At 33.3% G+C, this 17,274-nt stretch carries 15 protein-coding genes; 7 read left to right on the top strand and 8 right to left on the bottom strand.

The window, feature by feature from the left end:
- The first annotated feature begins 2 nt into the window (after nucleotides 1–2).
- Nucleotides 3–1,331, top strand: a complete 1,329-nt coding sequence (locus tag ACPX19_RS00905) for a vanadium-dependent haloperoxidase (RefSeq protein WP_426430936.1) — start codon at nucleotides 3–5, stop codon at nucleotides 1,329–1,331.
- Nucleotide 1,332: 1 nt separating this feature from the next.
- Here ACPX19_RS00905 and ACPX19_RS00910 read toward each other — a convergent pair whose 3' ends face one another.
- Nucleotides 1,333–1,695, bottom strand: coding sequence for a CoA-binding protein (locus ACPX19_RS00910; protein WP_426430937.1), 363 nt, complete (start codon nucleotides 1,693–1,695; stop codon nucleotides 1,333–1,335).
- 101 nt (nucleotides 1,696–1,796) lie between these two features.
- Between ACPX19_RS00910 and ACPX19_RS00915 the strand changes: the two genes are divergently transcribed.
- Nucleotides 1,797–4,256 (top strand): TonB-dependent receptor domain-containing protein, encoded by a 2,460-nt coding sequence (locus tag ACPX19_RS00915; protein ID WP_426430938.1) that lies wholly within the window; start codon nucleotides 1,797–1,799, stop codon nucleotides 4,254–4,256.
- Nucleotides 4,257–4,666: 410 nt separating this feature from the next.
- Here the strand turns inward: ACPX19_RS00915 and ACPX19_RS00920 are convergent, their stop codons facing one another.
- Nucleotides 4,667–5,152 carry a hypothetical protein gene (locus ACPX19_RS00920; protein WP_426430939.1) on the bottom strand — a complete coding sequence of 162 codons (486 nt, stop codon included), beginning with the start codon at nucleotides 5,150–5,152 and terminating at the stop codon, nucleotides 4,667–4,669.
- A gap of 203 nt (nucleotides 5,153–5,355) precedes the next feature.
- Nucleotides 5,356–6,366 carry a 3-oxoacyl-ACP synthase III family protein gene (locus tag ACPX19_RS00925; RefSeq protein ID WP_426430940.1) on the bottom strand — a complete coding sequence of 337 codons (1,011 nt, stop codon included), beginning with the start codon at nucleotides 6,364–6,366 and terminating at the stop codon, nucleotides 5,356–5,358.
- A gap of 183 nt (nucleotides 6,367–6,549) precedes the next feature.
- On the opposite strand from ACPX19_RS00925, the gene ACPX19_RS00930 reads away from it, so the two are divergent.
- The 3 genes from ACPX19_RS00930 to ACPX19_RS00940 all read left to right on the top strand — a co-directional run bounded on the left by ACPX19_RS00930 (nucleotide 6,550) and on the right by ACPX19_RS00940 (nucleotide 11,893).
- Nucleotides 6,550–8,991 (top strand): alpha/beta hydrolase family protein, encoded by a 2,442-nt coding sequence (locus ACPX19_RS00930; RefSeq protein ID WP_426430941.1) that lies wholly within the window; start codon nucleotides 6,550–6,552, stop codon nucleotides 8,989–8,991.
- A 218-nt stretch (nucleotides 8,992–9,209) separates the two neighbouring features.
- The gene (htpG, locus tag ACPX19_RS00935) at nucleotides 9,210–11,117 is read left to right on the top strand and encodes a molecular chaperone HtpG (RefSeq protein ID WP_426430942.1); all 1,908 of its coding nucleotides are present in this window, start codon (nucleotides 9,210–9,212) and stop codon (nucleotides 11,115–11,117) included.
- Between the two features lie 200 nt (nucleotides 11,118–11,317).
- Nucleotides 11,318–11,893, top strand: a complete 576-nt coding sequence (locus ACPX19_RS00940) for a Crp/Fnr family transcriptional regulator (protein ID WP_426430943.1) — start codon at nucleotides 11,318–11,320, stop codon at nucleotides 11,891–11,893.
- 171 nt (nucleotides 11,894–12,064) lie between these two features.
- Here the strand turns inward: ACPX19_RS00940 and ACPX19_RS00945 are convergent, their stop codons facing one another.
- Genes ACPX19_RS00945 through ACPX19_RS00955 form a run of 3 tightly spaced genes read right to left on the bottom strand, consistent with a single transcriptional unit; the run spans nucleotide 12,065 to nucleotide 14,262 of the window.
- Nucleotides 12,065–13,234, bottom strand: a complete 1,170-nt coding sequence (locus ACPX19_RS00945) for a hypothetical protein (protein ID WP_426430944.1) — start codon at nucleotides 13,232–13,234, stop codon at nucleotides 12,065–12,067.
- Entirely contained in the window at nucleotides 13,218–13,730 is a 513-nt protein-coding gene (locus tag ACPX19_RS00950; RefSeq protein WP_426430945.1) for a hypothetical protein, read from the bottom strand. Before ACPX19_RS00950 ends, ACPX19_RS00945 begins: the two co-directional genes overlap by 17 nt.
- Nucleotides 13,714–14,262, bottom strand: coding sequence for an RNA polymerase sigma factor (locus ACPX19_RS00955; protein ID WP_426430946.1), 549 nt, complete (start codon nucleotides 14,260–14,262; stop codon nucleotides 13,714–13,716). The genes ACPX19_RS00950 and ACPX19_RS00955 overlap by 17 nt, the downstream gene beginning before the upstream one ends.
- 127 nt (nucleotides 14,263–14,389) lie before the next feature.
- On the opposite strand from ACPX19_RS00955, the gene ACPX19_RS00960 reads away from it, so the two are divergent.
- On the top strand, nucleotides 14,390–15,706 hold the full coding sequence (locus tag ACPX19_RS00960) for a hypothetical protein (RefSeq protein ID WP_426430947.1): 1,317 nt from the start codon (nucleotides 14,390–14,392) through the stop codon (nucleotides 15,704–15,706).
- Here ACPX19_RS00960 and ACPX19_RS00965 read toward each other — a convergent pair.
- Both ACPX19_RS00965 and ACPX19_RS00970 read right to left on the bottom strand, forming a co-directional pair.
- Nucleotides 15,703–16,107 carry a hypothetical protein gene (locus ACPX19_RS00965; protein ID WP_426430948.1) on the bottom strand — a complete coding sequence of 135 codons (405 nt, stop codon included), beginning with the start codon at nucleotides 16,105–16,107 and terminating at the stop codon, nucleotides 15,703–15,705. The two genes, ACPX19_RS00960 and ACPX19_RS00965, sit on opposite strands and share 4 nt — an antisense overlap.
- Nucleotides 16,108–16,110: 3 nt before the next feature.
- The gene (locus ACPX19_RS00970) at nucleotides 16,111–16,677 is read right to left on the bottom strand and encodes an RNA polymerase sigma factor (protein WP_426430949.1); all 567 of its coding nucleotides are present in this window, start codon (nucleotides 16,675–16,677) and stop codon (nucleotides 16,111–16,113) included.
- 143 nt (nucleotides 16,678–16,820) lie between these two features.
- Between ACPX19_RS00970 and ACPX19_RS00975 the strand changes: the two genes are divergently transcribed.
- Nucleotides 16,821–17,168, top strand: a complete 348-nt coding sequence (locus tag ACPX19_RS00975) for a DUF6249 domain-containing protein (protein WP_426430950.1) — start codon at nucleotides 16,821–16,823, stop codon at nucleotides 17,166–17,168.
- Nucleotides 17,169–17,274: the final 106 nt, after the last annotated feature.

Raw genomic sequence — 17,274 nt, forward strand, 5'->3', positions numbered from 1 at the left:
TAATGAAATTAAAGCCCTTTCACATATTAATAATTCTATTTTGTTGCTTTTTTTCGTGCCAAAAAGAAGAGTCTATTATTGTTTCTACTGAAGATTATCACTCGGCTGTTGATAAATTGACAGAAGTTATGGTGCATGATATTTTTTCCCCACCTGTTGCGAGCAGAATCTACACTTACCCAAATATAGCTGCTTACGAAACATTAAACCAAAATAGCACTACTTATAAGTCGTTAGTTAATCAATTAAACGAGTTAAATAATATAGAATCCAAAAGAAATGATGAAACACCAAATTTGAGGTTAGCAGCAATAATTGCATACATTAATGTAGCTAAGGAGTTGGTGTTTTCAAAAGAAAAAATAACAGCCTACAGAGATAGTTTATACACTAATTGGGAAACCATAAACAATAAAGAATTTCACAGCGCCAAAGACTATGGATTAGCAATTTCTGAACAAATAATTAGTTGGATGAGTAATGACAATTATGCAGAAACCCGTACCATGCCTGATTATAACATATATATTGACGATATATCTCAATGGGAGCCCACTCCACCAGCATACATGAAGGGCATAGAACCACACTGGAACAAACTTAGACCATTTGTATTAGACTCAGCCGCACAATTTAAACCTATACCTCATCCTAAATTTTCTCTAGAGAAGGGCTCTGCATTTCATAATGAGTTAATGGAAGTATATAATATTACAAATCAAATAAGAGAAAGAGGTGACAAAAGTGAAGAGATACAAATTGCAAGGTTTTGGGATTGTAATCCTTTTGTTTCTGTAAACAAAGGACATTTTATGTTTGCTTCAAAAAAAATAACACCAGGCGCCCATTGGATAGGCATTTGTAAAATTGCTTGTAGACAAAGCAATGCTGATTTTGAAAAAACAGTCTATGCCTACACTAAAACCTCCATTGCTATTTCAGACGCATTTATAAGCTGTTGGGACGAAAAATACAGAAGTAACCTCATCAGACCTGAAACTTTAATAAACAAATATATAGATACAGACTGGACACCTGTTTTACAAACACCTCCTTTTCCAGAATATACAAGTGGTCATTCTGTAGTGTCCGGAGCTTCTTCGGAGGTTCTCACAGAAATTTTTGGGGACAACTTTGCTTTTGATGACACTACCGAGATACCATATGGCTTACCGATGCGTCAATTTAAATCCTTTAGATTGGCAGCCAAAGAAGCTGCTATAAGCAGAATGTATGGCAGTATTCATTACAGAGCAGCAGTAGAAGTAGGTATTGACCAAGGTATTAAAGTAGGCACCTTAGTTAATGATAAATTATCATTTTTGAAATAGTTCAATACTGGTCTGTAGCCAATAAAACCAACGTACAAGCCACTTCAAATTCAATATTATTATCTTTAAGAATTTTGTAAAGCTCTTGGTTTTCAGTACCAGGATTAAAAATAACACGTCTAGGTTTTAAATCTAGAATATAATCGTAATAAGCCTCTTGATGTTTTGGATTAAGGTATAATGTTATGGTATCTATATCTTCATAATTATGTAAATCTGTATCTATAGATACATCATTTACCTCCCCTTGCCTTAAACCAAAAGCCACAACTTCATGATTTTGTTGCCTTAATCTATTGATAGCAATATTAGAATAACGGTCTGTTTTTAAAGACGCACCAAGAACAAGAGTTTTTTTACTCATATGTTAAAAAGATGTTAAGTACTGTTAATTATAGTAACATGTTGTAAAAATAGTCGTCTAGATATTAAGAAACTATCAATCAATCAAATTTCAATCAAAAAATGAAGCAGTTCTTTTTAATGCTTATTTTGGTTTCATCAGCCATTTTAAGCGCCCAACCAAACTCCAACAAAGACATTAAAGACGGTTCTATATCTGGTCGTGTACTGGATGCCAATCTTAACGAACCTTTACCCTATGTAAATATCGTTGTAAAAGATGCTACGAGTAAAGTTCTTACTGGTGGTATTACAGACAATGAAGGTAATTTTACTATTGAAAAAATCCCTGAAGGAAATATTGAAGTAGAAATCACTTTTATAGGTTACAAAACCATCCTAAAAAATGAGACTATCGGAAAAGGCAACTATGACATTAAGATGGGAGATATTCTGCTAGAAGAAGATTCTGAAAGCCTTGATGAAGTTACGGTTGTCGCCGAAACCTCAACTATTCAACAAAAGGTAGATAGAAAAGTAATTACTATTGGTAAGGATTTAACAACCTCTGGCCCTACGGCAAGTGACATAATGAATAATTTGCCTTCTGTTAATGTGGATCAGCAAACAGGAGACATAAGCTTACGTGGCAACCAAAATGTGCAAGTTATGGTAGATGGTAAGCTTACCAATATTTCGGCAGCACAATTATTGCGTCAAATACCTTCAACTTCAATAAAGCAAATTGAGTTAATTACCAATCCTTCTGCAAAATACAATCCAGACGGTTTAAGTGGCATCATCAATATTATTTTACACAAAAATGTCAATGTAGGTTTTAATGGTAATGTAACTTTTGGCTTGGCATATCAGGAAACACCAAAATTCAATAGTTCTATCGATATGAATTATAGAAACGGAAAACTTAACTTTTTTGGAAATTACGGTAACAATATTAACCGAAACGAAAATTACGGTAATATTAATCGCACCAATGACAGCTCGGTTCAACTATTTAATTTTTTGAATCGTGGCACATCGCATTTATATAAAGTAGGTTTTGACTATTACATCAATGACAAAAACACGATTTCCCTTTTTACCAATCAAAATATTTTTGACGGCGATACTTTTGGTACAACCGCTATTCGTTTTGTTGATACAACCAGCAATGAGTTTCAAAACAATTTCAACGAAAACGAAAACAATTCACAGCAATACAACTTCAATTACAAGTTAGGTTTTGATAAAGAAGGTCATAATATTGAGCTCGAGGTTGACCACAACATTTTTGAAGGCGAATCCTTTAGCGATAATAACTTCGTTCTACAAACAGACTTTATCGAAGATAACCTTATTGAGCGTACTCGTACAACAATCAATTTAGATTATGTTAATCCCTTATCAGAAACATCAAAATTAGAACTTGGCTTACAAACACGTCTTTTTGACAATAAAATCGATTATTTTTCTGATGCTAGATTGAGAGATCAAAATGGCAACTCTTTTCCAGCAGACATTAATTTCGACTATTCACGGAACATATACTCTGCTTATGCAAACTACAACACATCGTTTGAAAAATGGTCTGTGCAACTCGGATTGCGTGCAGAAACCGTAAATGTAGACTCTGAAGCTTTACAAACCAATCTAAGTGACAACAGCAGCCTATTCATCCCTTTTGAAAATGACTATACCGAGTTTTATCCTTCAGCCTTTATTACGTATAACGCATCAGAAAAAAATACGTTTCAGTTTAGTTACAGCAGACGTATTGACCGACCAGGTATTGGTCAGGTTAACCCTTTGCCAGAGTGGAACACCCCTTTGATTTCGTCTTTTGGAAACCAAGAGCTATTACCACAGTTTACAAATTCTTTTGAATTGAATTACACAAGAAACCTAGAAAAAGGTAGTATTACTGGTGGTGTATTTTACCGTATTATAAATGATGAAATCAATCGTGCGGTTTTTATAGATCCAGCTGATTTAAACCGTATTATTTTAACCTTCGATAATTTTGATAATACCTCTGCTTACGGTATAGAAGTTAATGGTAGCTACAGGTTTTTTAAATGGTGGAACGTTAATGGTAGCTTTGATTTATTTGGTCAAACCCAAAGGAGCATCACAGAGCGTTTAGATGTACCAACAGACGTAGCCACGGTTGATGATATCATTAGAGAAGAAGTAAAAGTAGATAATGTTATCTGGAATTTTAGGTTATTCAACAACTTTAAAGTTAACGACGATTTATCCTTCTCTTTATTTGGTCTTTACCGAGGCAAAAACAAAGGTGTACAGTTTACACAAGATGTATTTGCCTTTGTTAATGTTGGGATGCGTTATAATTTCTTAGAAGATAACAGAGCGACCTTCAGCCTTAACTTTAATGATATTTTCAATACCATGCAGTTTAAGTTTGAAGGAGATAGACCTTTCCCACAGTTTGGAGACTTTAACTGGGAAAGCCGAACCATTTTTGCAGGTCTATCGTATCGTTTTGGTGGTGGAAAGTATAGAGCAAAATCTCGTAAGCAAAGAGATAGCGACGTAAAATCTGATGGTGGAGGTTTTATATAAAAAATAACAATACAAACTGTCACATATAGCATTTTAATATGTCTTTATAAACAGAATATAGCTTTACATTTAATAGTTTACATAAATAGTTGATGGTTAGTGTTAATGTTTAACTATTAGATAGAAAACCCTGACAGCAAATTGCTGATCAGGGTTTTTGTTAAATACACGTTAAATATGTTAATCTTTGAAATAAAACCAAACGTTTTACGTCTATATAATTGAGATAAGTTTTAAGTAATAGTTGTTATAAGATTTTTTAAATTTTATAATTAAGTGTTAGTTAAGTTGGTTAATAGCTGAAAAGCCCAGACAATTTTAGACTGTTTGGGCTTTTTTAGTTGTTAATTACTACACACTTGAGCTGTTATTAATAACAAATAAATATGTGATATTTTAACAAAAACTTTTTATTTATAAGTCTTAGAATTTGTTCTAATATAGTCTATCAAGGAATTAAATAATGGATTAAACGTATTTTGGTCATTCACGCCAGACCAAACAACATCATAGGCAGTATCTGCAATAAAGATATCATCAAAGGTCTCTGGATTAACTAATTTTAACTGAATTCTTTTACTATTATCAGGATTATCATCAAATTTTAGGTAAAGAAATTTCTTATACTTTCTATATGCATTGTTAATTCCTATCTTACCTGTTAATGCGCCTACTTCATCTTGCTTACCATTTTGAATTATTTCTTTTTCTAAATCTTCAAATGTTATAATTCTATCAAAGTAGTTTATTTTTTCAGCCATTCCTTTCATAAAAGGGCTATTCGGGACAACAAGTAACGACTTATTAGAATCCAAGTCAAAAGATTCACTTACTAATATTGTTGCTTTTTTGGTTGAATTGAAATATCCGTCTTGTTGTTTTTCTGAAACTTTCATTACAGTACAACTATTTAACAACCAAGTTAAAAGAACATAAAGAAATATATTTTTTTTCATAGATATTTAAAATGATTTTTGAACAATTATAAGCAATTTTTTTAAAATTTCTAAAAGCAGTTATATAAATATTTAATCCTATATATCAAGTATTTTTTTAGAATAATAAAAGTTTTTACTATCCTTAAAAGAACATATATCAACTACCAATTTATGATAGCACTTCCCCAAGTAAAACCACTACCAAAGGCTGCTAAAACGACGTTATCTCCTTCTTTAATTTTGCCTTCCTCCCAAGCTTCAGTCAACGCAATGGGTATGGATGCTGCTGTAGTATTACCGTAACGCATAATGTTATTATAAACCTTGTCGTCGCTAAGACCAAACTTCTTCTGTATAAACTGAGAGATGCGTAAATTGGCTTGGTGTGGAATCAGCATGTCTATATCTTCTTTTTTGAGGTTGTTAGTGGTTAAACCTTCAATAATCGCTTCACTAAAGCGCACTACGGCATGCTTAAACACAAATTGTCCATTCATATAGGGATAGTAAGACACGTCATCTGGATCGTTTTCCTCCATTATGGCATCTACCCAACGCCCTGTGCTAGGGCCTTCTAAGGCCAGCTCTTTGGCATATTTTCCTTCGGAGTGTAAATGGGTTGATAAGATACCTTTTGTATTATCTTCTTCCCTGCTTAGTACAGCGGCACCTGCTCCATCACCAAAAATAACAGTTACACCTCTACCACGCGTTGAGCGTTCTAAACCACCAGAGTGATTCTCACTACCTATTACCAAAACGTTCTTGTACATCCCAGTTTTTATAAATTGGTCAGCGACGGATAAGCCATAAATAAAACCAGAACATTGGTTACGCACATCCAATGCACCAATGGTATCCATTTCTAAAAGTTCTTGTACACGCACTCCACCACCAGGAAAATACATATCTGGACTCAATGTTGCGAAAACAATAAAATCAATATCATCTTTTGTTAAACCTGCACGTTCTATAGCTATTTTGGCAGCTTTTGCTCCCATTATAGATGTGGTGTCATCACTTGTTTTTGGGTCTATCCAACGACGTTCCTTAATACCAGTGCGCTCTTGTATCCACTCATCACTGGTATCCATCCACTGTTTTAAATCATTATTGGTCACCACGTTCTCTGGAACGTATTTTCCTAAACCTGTTATTTTTGAATTGTACATGTTCATATTATAGTTAGAAATGCAAATTTAACCCATTTCTAAAAGAAACTAACGAGCATTCATTATGCATGCATAACAAACCCTAAAATACTTGTCTTTTTTTTGCAGAATTTTAACAAAAGCATCACATTCATAAGTATCTATTTTAAGTAACTTGAAAACCTTAATCAATTCTAAAAAAGCATGAAGTCATTAATCAAACTATTCATTTTTCTATTATTTGTAAGTGGATATGCACAGCAAAGTTTAACCTATCAACAACCATCAGACGAGATTTTAGAACTAGCTGATGTGGAATTGGCTCCTGGTGTTCAGATTGACAGTAAAGGGGACTATATGGTACTGCTCTACCGTAACCAATATAAGTCTATTGAAGAGCTTTCTGAAACCGAATTAAGGCTAGCTGGTTTAAGAATTAACCCAGTAACCAATATCGGCAGCAGGACCAATTATATCACAAACCTGAAGGTAAAAAAAATTAAAGACGAAGAATCCATACAAGTTTCTGGCTTACCAAAAAATCCAAGACTATCGGGTTTTAGTTGGTCTCCAGACCAAACGATGATAGCTTGTTTAAATACTACATCTAAAGGTGTGGAAGTTTGGGTACTTAACATTGCAGATGCAAGGGCAACCAAACTAACCGATGCTAATGTTAATGCCAATATGGGAAGTACTATTAATTGGTTTAAAGACAATAGGCATCTTTTGGTAAAAATGCTACCTAGTGACAGAAAAGAACTTATAAATACTGATACTGCGGTACCTACAGGACCAACAGTTTCTGTGAGTGATGGAGCCAAAGCACAAAATAGAACCTATCAAGATTTACTAAAAACCCCTAACGATGAATTTAATTTTGAGCAATTGGCACGTTCCGAAATAAAAAAAGTTTCTATTAATGGTGAAATTATAGACTTTCTAAATGCAGATATGTATCGTGGTATTGATTTTTCACCAGATGGACAATATATAATGGTTACCAAAATAAAGCGGCCTTTTTCTTATTTGGTGACTTATGGTAGATTTCCTTACGAAAGAATTATCTATGAAGCTAATGGTAAAAAAGTAAAAACTGTAAATGATGTACCGTTAGACGAAGTGAGACCAACAGGCTTTATGGCAACAAGAATGGGTAAGCGTAATATGCAGTGGAGAGGTGACAAACCAGCAACTTTGGTTTGGGCAGAAGCTCTAGATCAAGGCGACCCTGAAGTTGAAGTAGAATATAGAGATGTAGTCTATGAACTTAATGCACCTTTCAACAGTCAACCAAAGGAAATTTTAAAAACAATGCAACGTTTTTCAGGAATACAATGGGGAAATGACAAAAATGCTATTGCCTATGATTATTGGTGGAATACTAGAAATCTAAAGACGTATCTGTTTAATCCTTCCAACGGAAAAGCCAAGGTTATTACGGACAGAAATTATCAAGATGTTTATAGTGACCCTGGAAATTTTGTGACTTCAAAAAATGAATTTGGAAGCTACACGTTAACCATCAATGGTGACAAACTATACTTAATGGGAGATGGATATTCTAAAGAAGGTCAGTTTCCGTTTATTGACGAATATAATATCAAAACCGGAAAAACCAATCGTCTTTACCGTTCTGAATATACAGATAAGCTAGAGAGTCTTAACTATGCTTTAGATATGAATAAAGGAGAAATCCTCGTAAGGATAGAATCAAAAACTGAATATCCAAATTATTATATCAGAAATATTAAGGATAATAAGTTAACTGCTATTACTGATTTTGAAAATCCTTTTAAAAGTCTTGAAGAAGTGAATAAACGCGTCATTAGTTACAAACGGGAAGATGGTTTGGATTTGGAAGGAACTCTATATTTACCGCTAGATTATGAGGAAGGAAAAAAATATCCTATGATTTTATGGGCTTATCCTCAAGAATATAAAGATAAATCGAGTGCATCGCAAAGTACCGCAAATCCTAACGAGTTTGTCTATCCATATTGGGGTTCACCTATTTATTGGGTAACTAAAGGCTATGTAGTTTTAGATGATGCTGCATTTCCAATTGTTGGTGAAGGCGAAGAGGAACCAAATGATTCTTTTAGAACACAGCTAGTTGCAAATGGAAAAGCTGCTATAGATGCTGTTGATGCTTTAGGATATATAGATAGAGATAAAGTAGCTGTAGGTGGTCATAGTTATGGTGCATTTATGACAGCAAACTTATTATCACATTCTGATTTATTTGCTGCAGGTATCGCTCGAAGTGGCGCCTATAACAGAACATTAACTCCTTTTGGTTTTCAAAGTGAGGAGCGTAGTTATTGGGAAGCGCCGGAGGTATATTACGATATGTCTCCTTTTATGCATGCTGATAAAATGAAAACACCTTTACTATTAATTCATGGAGTTGCAGATAATAATTCAGGTACATATCCATTGCAAAGTGAGCGTTACTTTAATGCCTTGAAAGGTCTTGGTGCACCTGTAAGATTAGTAATGTTACCCAAAGAAAGCCATGGTTATAGAGCCAAAGAGTCAATAATGCATATGCTTTGGGAACAAGATCAATGGTTAGAAAAGCATGTGAAGAATAAAACTAAGAAAGAAGAAAAAATTGAAAAAGAGGATACTATAAAAGATTAGAACTTTCAATATCCATTTAAAGCCGTTCAAGTTTGAACGGCTTTTTTATGCCATCTTGTCACATATTCTCAATTGGTATTTTATTTGTCTAATTAAAGGCTAGAAGATAATAATAACATAAGTTGTCAGACTGAGCGCAGTCGATGTCAAATTTAAAACCAAACTTTAATACATTTCGACTGCGCTCAATGTGACAAAATCATAAAACTTAAAATACAATGACAAAAGGAAGTATTAATGTATCGGTAGAGAACATCTTTCCGTTAATTAAAAAATTCTTGTACTCTGATCACGAAATTTTCTTACGTGAACTTATTAGCAACGCTACAGATGCTACCTTAAAACTTAAACATTTAACCACAATTGGTGAGTCTAAAGTAGACTATGGCGAACCAAAAATTGAGGTTAAAATTGACAAGGAAGGTAAAAAGCTTCATATCATTGACCAAGGTATCGGTATGACAGCTGAAGAAGTAGAAAAGTACATTAACCAAGTTGCTTTTTCTGGTGCCGAGGAATTTTTAGACAAGTACAAAGACTCTGCAAAAGATACTGGAATTATTGGTCATTTTGGCCTTGGGTTCTACTCTGCCTTTATGGTTGCAGACAAAGTAGAAATCATTACCAAATCCCATACAGATGCACCTGCTGTGCATTGGACTTGCGATGGCTCACCAGAATTTAGTTTAGAGGAATCCGACAAAAAAGATAGAGGAACAGAAATTATTTTACACATTTCTGAAGGTGAAGAAGAGTTTTTAGAGGAAAGAAGAATTCGCGAACTGTTGACCAAGTACAACAAGTTCATGCCTATTCCGATTAAATTCGGAACCAAGGAAATAAACGATCCAGACTTTACACCTAAAACAATCAAGGATAAAGACGGGAAAGAAACTACCGAACCTCACAAAAAAATTACAGTAGATGACATCATCAACAATCCTAATCCAGCTTGGACAAAACAACCAGCGGATTTAGAGGATAAGGATTATAAGAGCTTCTATAGAGAACTGTATCCAATGCAGTTTGAAGAGCCTCTTTTTCACATTCACCTTAACGTAGATTATCCGTTTAACTTAACAGGGATTTTATATTTCCCTAAGATGACGAACGACCTTAACATTCAAAAGGATAAGATTCAACTCTACCAAAACCAGGTATTTGTTACAGATAACGTAGAAGGTATTGTGCCAGAATTCTTAACCATGCTTAGAGGTGTCATCGATTCGCCAGATATTCCATTAAACGTGTCGCGCTCGTATCTTCAGGCTGATGGTGCCGTTAAAAAAATCTCATCTTACATTACACGTAAGGTAGCAGATAAGTTAAAATCGTTATTCAACAACAATCGTGAAGATTTTGAAAAGAAATGGGACGATATCAAAATTGTTATTGAATACGGAATGCTTTCTGAAGAGAAATTCTTTGAAAAAGCAGATGCTTTTGCATTGTACCCAACAGTTGACGGTAAGTACTACACCTTTGAAGAATTAACAAACGTTATTAAAGCGAAGCAGACAGATAAGGACGATAAAATGGTGATTCTTTATGCCTCTAATAAAGATGAGCAGCACGCTTACATCCAAGCTGCGAAAGACAAAGGCTACGAGGTATTATTATTAGATTCGCCGATTGTGAGCCACTTAATGCAGAAGTTAGAAACAACTAAAGAAAATATTTCTTTTGCGCGTGTAGATGCAGATCATATCGATAACCTCATCAAAAAAGAGGATACTGCAATTTCTAAATTATCTGATGAAGAAAAAACGAAGTTAGACAAGCTTTTAAAAGAGATTGTACCTTCTGAAAAATTCATGGTACAATTAGAAGCTATGGACAGCAACGCTTCGCCATTTATGATTACACAACCAGAGTTTATGCGAAGAATGAAGGAAATGCAACAGACAGGTGGTGGCATGTTTGGTATGGGTAATATGCCAGAAATGTATAATTTGGTAGTCAATACCAATCACGATTTGGTGAATGAAATTTTAAACACCAAAACACGTAAAAAACAAGAACGCTTAATTAATCAAAGTTTAGACTTGGCACGTTTGTCTCAAGGCCTATTGAAAGGTGAAGAATTAACAAACTTTATCAAGCGCAGTTACGAGATGATTAAGTAATCTTGACTTATCATACTGAACCCCTGTCTGGCCACGGGCAGGGATTTCAAAATCTCTTATAATGCAAAACCATTTGGAATATTCTAAGTGGTTTTTTTCTTATAAAACTAACTGTTAACCTTTTTTTAGTTACAACTGTCGAATTTTCCTTTCCGTTTATTTTTGATTTTTTTAATTTCATGATTTCCAACCCTAAAACCGTGCGATCAGACAATTCTAAGATCAAAACCATTTTTAAAGCGCTTGATTTTACTAATGATGAATTAAAGCTCATTGAATCTGTGTTCCATAAAAAAACTGTCAAAAAAGGGGAGATTCTTATTCATCCAGGAGATACAGTTGATGCTCAATATTACATATTAGACGGTTGCTTAAGAGCTTTTCATTTAGATAATCAGGGAAAAGAATATACCATTCAATTTGGCATAGCAGATTGGTGGATGAGCGATTTTACCGCCTTCTTTTCTGAAGACAAAGCCATATTAACCGTTGAAGCAATTACTGATTCTATAATTTATAGAATTAACAAAAAGGACAAGGAGTATTTATATAATGAAATACCTAAAATAGACCGGTTTTTCAGAATTAAACTTGAACGAGCATTTGCTGCATTTCAAAAGAGAATTTTAACTGGCATATCAAAACCTGCTAAAGAACGCTATCTAGATTTTATGACAACCTATCCTAAGATTGAAACTTATTTAAAGAATTACCACATTGCTTCTTATTTAGGTATAACCACGGAAAGTCTCAGCAGAATAAGAAAAGAGCTATAGTCTAAATATCATTTCTTAACATACATCAATTTTTAATTGCCATAATACTATTAAGTTTGCACGACCTTAATAGCATTAATTAAGTTACCCTAAGGATTAATAGCCAAGAAAGCGCAAGTTTAAACAACTTGCGCTTTTTTTAATCAAACTTTTTCCTATCTAAGCAATAAGTTAATCAACAGAATTAGAATAAGAGATGATTATTCCATGAACAATATCAAAGAATATTTGACCTTCTGATTTTATATTTGTCTTGGCTTCTTTTACCATCATGGTTTGTTTATCACCCTTAGAGGTAGGCTGCATATTAACTTCGAACTTACTTTTGCCAAAAAGATTTTTGGTATTGTTACCAACTACCCTAAGACTATAATTTTGTGTGGGATAAAAGAAGTGAATTTTTGAATACTCAGAGTAAAGATTGAATCGTTCAAAGTTATTAGACCAGTTGTAGAAGAAATATTCACTATTGAAATCCGTGATAATAGTTTGTTTCTGAATTTCACCTATTTCAATCTTAGAAAATTCAGAATTGATTTTTACGCTTTGCAAACTCCCTATTTTACCATTTTTAACGTTTTTAAAGTTATAGCTCCCACCAACGATTGACTCTGCTTCAAAATTGGCATTATCAACTTTAACCAAATTATAAGGATTGGTCATTGCCTTTGCCTTTAATGTACCTTGCTTTGAACTTACAGAAACTTCATTGCGCAGATAGTCCTTAAAATACAAACCGGAGTTTCGGGAATTGATATTTAATTTAACAAAAGGTGGTATTTTAATAACAAACTTACTCCTCATTATATCTACATTACCCTTACTGATATTAGAGAGGTTACCGTCCTTGTCAACTTTTTTAAACTTACCCTTAACATATTCTAGTGGGTTTTCGGACCAATTGGCTTTGTTGTTATTCTTTATTTGAGCCAATAATGAATCCTTGGATTTTCTGATGACAGAATCTTTCTTGAAACTAAAAAGATCATCCTCAAATGAAATACCATAATCACCCTTAAACTCATAGGTTGCAAACGTCACTTGCTGCTTACTTGATGCATTGAGTGTTACAACATTGTCATAATAGTTGACTTCTGTTTTGATCTCTTCTATCTTTTGTTGAATCTCTTTTTTTGAATAGCCATCAAATTCCATGACATAATCAAAATGTATTCTACTATCCGTAGATTCTTCAATAGCCACATAAATATTTTCAAAATTTAAGATTACAGATGTATTCTTATCTACATCTATGTGCTTTTGGAGTATGCGATGCGTTTGTGAATAGCTCATTGCTGATGTGATGAGTATCAGCACTGAGATTTTAAATTGATTTTTCATGTTGTTCGTTTTTTTGATTTAAAATTTTGATGTGTTCTTGTATGTCTTTTAGTATTTGAAGTCGCGTCTGTAAGTTCTCTACTAATGCCTCTACAACCTGTATGTTATTTACATCTCCTTTAAATTGCTCTGCAATTAGCTGGTAATCCTTATCCAAATCATCTAATCTTTTTCGGAAGCGAACAACCAAAACCTCATCATCGGCGATCGCGATAAAATTATCCCATTCAGCATCAATCTCCTTTAGATACTCGGCCTCTACTGCTTCTACTTGTGCTATTATTGGCGATACATCTTCAGTTGGTTTTTTGTAGAGTACAGTGAAACCAAGAGTTAGTGCTACTATAACTACAGCAACAACTTTTAACCATTTCCGACTTACTTTTTTAGATTGATTTTGTGCTTTTAACTTATCTAAAAATTCTTTTCTATGATTTCTTGGAGGTGTTTTTAAATCCTCTTGGTCTTTAAAAAATTCTCTAATATCTTGCTTCATTATACTTCTGTTTTAAGAGTTCCTGTAATTTTAATTTCCCACGTCTTAAATGTGTCCTAGAGGTTTTTATGGGTATATCTAAAATCTCTGAAATTTCGCTGTGGTCGTAACCTTCAATTAAGTAAAGCTTTATAACTATTTTATGTTTTTCGTTCAGCTGCGCTATGGCATTTAGAATGTCCTTTTTGGTTAGGGAACTGTCAAAACGCCAATCATTATCATCAATTATTTGCAATTCTGAAACCTCAACTCTAGAGAATTCAATTTTCCTTTTCTTTAAAACATCTAAACACTTATTGATTACAATACGTTTTAACCAAGCTCCGAAAGTTGCCTCTGGATTATAATTTTCAAGATTAACAAATGCCTTTAAAAAGCCTTCTTGCATGGCGTCTTTTGCATCTTCTTCATTATTAAGATACCTATAAGCTACTGTAAACATGGCGTTGCAATATTGATCATACAATTGCATTTGCGCCATTTGGTTACCTTTTTTACAGGCCGTTATTAATGTTTCTAGTTGTGCTTGCATTCAGTTGGTTAGCATCTTTATTTTTAAAAACGAAGAAAAGTGACTAGGGTTTCAAATTTGGATTAAAAAAATTAAAATTAACTGAATATAGTTAACTTTAGACTTAATTAACACCAACGAAATAACCATGAGTCAAGATTATAACAATCCTGCATTTAAAAAACTGCTTCAAAAATTACAGGAAGAAAGCTGGCAGTTAGAGTTACTTATTTCTGGTTTTGCCATATTTGGTTTATTTACTGCTTTCCCTTATTTGAACATTGAAGTTAAAGCTGCTCAGAATGATGGTAAAATTTATTCCTGGATTGTATTATCTGTAGTACTGGTATCTTGTGCCATTTTAATTTTCAACTTATTGCTTCATGTGGTATTGCGTGGTCTTTGGATTGGTGCTCTGGGATTGCGCTATGTTTCTGGAGATATTGACTATGAGGCTTTAAATTATAGTCCAAAATTTACCAATTACTTAAAAAAGAAAGTTGGTTCCTTTGATCGCTACATCGCCAGGTTAGAGAATTATTGTAGTATAATTTTTGCCATTTCCTTCTTGTTGATTTTTTACGTACTCGCATTTACATTCACAATTATATCCATTGTATTAGTCTCCAAATTGTTATTGGATAACGAAAGCATTAATGGTTCCATTGGCAAATGGATAGGTATACCCCTTATTGTATTTATTGTGATTGGAATGTTTTTTACCTTCATTGATTTTTTAACCCAAGGTTGGCTTAAAAAAAAGAAGTGGCTCAGTAGACTATATTTTCCTATTTATTGGGTGTTTAGCCGAATTACATTAGCGTTTTTATACCGACCATTAGTGTACAATTTTTTAGACAATAAGTTTGGAAGACGGATTAGTTTGGCACTTGTCCCAATCTATGTATTAATTCTTGTTGGCACGAGCTTACGGTATAATACCTCAAATTATTTCAATTCAGACATCAACTCAAACAGTTTTATAGCAGATAATAGCAACTATGAAGATTTACTCAGTGATGATGACTTTATTGAAGATATTGCAATCTCTTCTAAAGTAATTACCAACAATTTTATGAAAGTGTTTTTGGTTTTTAATGACGATTTTGATGATTACATTTTTGCATTCAACAAAGGCCTAAAACCTGAAAAAGAATTAAGGGGTTTAGATAGTGATATTGTTATTGTTAACGATATGTCCTGGAACAAAAGAGATAGTTTGCGAAAAGCTTATATAGAGACCTTGAAAGAGGTTTTCACTATTAAAATTGATTCTATTGAATTTGACAACGACTATGTTTTTGGTCAGAGTAAAAAACAGCAGACAGGCTTTGAAACCTATCTTGGCCTTAAAAATTTTAATGAAGGGAAACACATACTAAGTGTCTTAAGAAAACGAATAAGAAAACAAGATACACAGCGATTTGTATATGCTAAGATTCCCTTTTGGTATTTCCCAGATTAATACAACAGTTTTTGATTGAAATACTGCTTTAATAATAGTACTTGAATAGCAACCATTACGGCTAACAATACAGTGGCATACAGTAAGGTACTTGAAAAACCCAGCGATATGTTACTGAATAGATCAAACGATAGTTCCGGTAAATCATAGTGATCCAAAAGACTTGATGAATCGCTCGATTTATTTAAACTAAGATTAACAACCAATACCGCAAAACCAAAACCCAACAACCACCATACATACTCAGGAATTAATGGTTTATAAACTATAGCTTTACTTTCTGAAAATGCTTCGATTTTAGACATCACATCATCGGTAAAATTAATAGGAGCTTTTTCTAAGCTATCGTCAGCCATTAACTTATCGACTAAATCTACTAATCTTTTATCTTCATTTTTCATCTTTCAAGCTATTTTGGGTTGAATATACTGTTCTAAAATTACGGCTAATTTTTTTCGAGCTCTAAAGAGTTTCACTTTTACCGTATTGGCTTCAATATTTATAATTTTTGATATTTCATCTAAAGATAATTCTTCAAAGTAAAATAACGTTAATAAGGCACTACTATCTTCAGGCAACTTATCAATACAATTTCTGATTAAAGCACTTTTTTCTTCTTTAATAATGTTATCCAACGCATTATCTATAGTGTCTAATTCATTAAATGTAAACTCATCTATAGCTATATCATTTAAATGCTTTTTATTCTTTTTTATAGTGTCTAAACAAGTATTGTAAGCTACTCTATAAATCCATGTAGAGAATTTTGAATCCCCTTTAAAATTATCTAAAGACTTAAACACCTTTATAAATGTATCTTGCGCAACTTCCTCCGCCTCCTCTCTATGTTTCAGCATACGTAAGGCTAATGTGTACACCAAATCCTTATAACGATCTACTATTTGTGCATAAGCCTTAGTATCGCCATTTTTAATAGCAGCAATTAATATGTTTTCGTCGTTGGTGGTCATTCTGTATTTAAGACGACAATCTATTAATAAAGGTTACAAAACGAATGGAAAAAATATTTTCTTCAAAAAGTGTAACCTCAAAGATTAATGTGTCGTCATAAGCATTGAAACAAATAAAATTAATCAATTAAAAAACAAACATTATGGAAGAAGAAATATTAATACCAATTAGTCTTTTTGCAGCAATCTTTGGAATGGTGTATTTATACTTTTCTACCAGAAACAAAGAGCGTCTTGCTTTGATAGAAAAAGGTGCAGATGCCAGTATCTTTAATATTGGTAAACGTGCAGGCTCATCTTGGAAAGTTGTAGTTTTAAATATTGCTTTTCTTCTTATGGGTATTGGACTGGGAATTTTTATTGCACACTTATTAGAAACCTACTCTGCTTTAGATGATGATGCAGTATATCCTGCAATGATATTTTTAATGGCTGGATTAGGGCTTTATGTGGGCTATACCCAAACCAAAAAAGCTTTGGACTCGGAATAAAACTTATCAATCAATCAGAAAATCAACGCTTCTTCCTAGTTATATGGAAGAAGCGTTTTTTATACAATTCATTTAATTATTTGTCATGCTGAATTTATTTCAGCAT

Origin of the sequence: Winogradskyella sp. HB-48 (assembly GCF_049942685.1) — a bacterium.
In the GTDB taxonomy this organism is placed as follows: domain Bacteria; phylum Bacteroidota; class Bacteroidia; order Flavobacteriales; family Flavobacteriaceae; genus Winogradskyella.

Excerpts from the sequence above, each read along its gene's own strand:
- ACPX19_RS00925 (WP_426430940.1), bottom strand. The coding sequence starts at position 6,366 with ATGTACAATTCAAAAATAACAGGTTTAGGAAAATACGTTCCAGAGAAC.
- ACPX19_RS00975 (WP_426430950.1), top strand. The coding sequence starts at position 16,821 with ATGGAAGAAGAAATATTAATACCAATTAGTCTTTTTGCAGCAATCTTT.
- ACPX19_RS00905 (WP_426430936.1), top strand. The coding sequence starts at position 3 with ATGAAATTAAAGCCCTTTCACATATTAATAATTCTATTTTGTTGCTTT.
- ACPX19_RS00930 (WP_426430941.1), top strand. The coding sequence starts at position 6,550 with ATGAAGTCATTAATCAAACTATTCATTTTTCTATTATTTGTAAGTGGA.
- htpG (WP_426430942.1), top strand. The coding sequence starts at position 9,210 with ATGACAAAAGGAAGTATTAATGTATCGGTAGAGAACATCTTTCCGTTA.
- ACPX19_RS00970 (WP_426430949.1), bottom strand. The coding sequence starts at position 16,677 with ATGACCACCAACGACGAAAACATATTAATTGCTGCTATTAAAAATGGC.
- ACPX19_RS00960 (WP_426430947.1), top strand. The coding sequence starts at position 14,390 with ATGAGTCAAGATTATAACAATCCTGCATTTAAAAAACTGCTTCAAAAA.
- ACPX19_RS00965 (WP_426430948.1), bottom strand. The coding sequence starts at position 16,107 with ATGAAAAATGAAGATAAAAGATTAGTAGATTTAGTCGATAAGTTAATG.
- ACPX19_RS00955 (WP_426430946.1), bottom strand. The coding sequence starts at position 14,262 with ATGCAAGCACAACTAGAAACATTAATAACGGCCTGTAAAAAAGGTAAC.
- ACPX19_RS00910 (WP_426430937.1), bottom strand. The coding sequence starts at position 1,695 with ATGAGTAAAAAAACTCTTGTTCTTGGTGCGTCTTTAAAAACAGACCGT.
- ACPX19_RS00915 (WP_426430938.1), top strand. The coding sequence starts at position 1,797 with ATGAAGCAGTTCTTTTTAATGCTTATTTTGGTTTCATCAGCCATTTTA.
- ACPX19_RS00945 (WP_426430944.1), bottom strand. The coding sequence starts at position 13,234 with ATGAAAAATCAATTTAAAATCTCAGTGCTGATACTCATCACATCAGCA.
- ACPX19_RS00950 (WP_426430945.1), bottom strand. The coding sequence starts at position 13,730 with ATGAAGCAAGATATTAGAGAATTTTTTAAAGACCAAGAGGATTTAAAA.
- ACPX19_RS00920 (WP_426430939.1), bottom strand. The coding sequence starts at position 5,152 with ATGAAAGTTTCAGAAAAACAACAAGACGGATATTTCAATTCAACCAAA.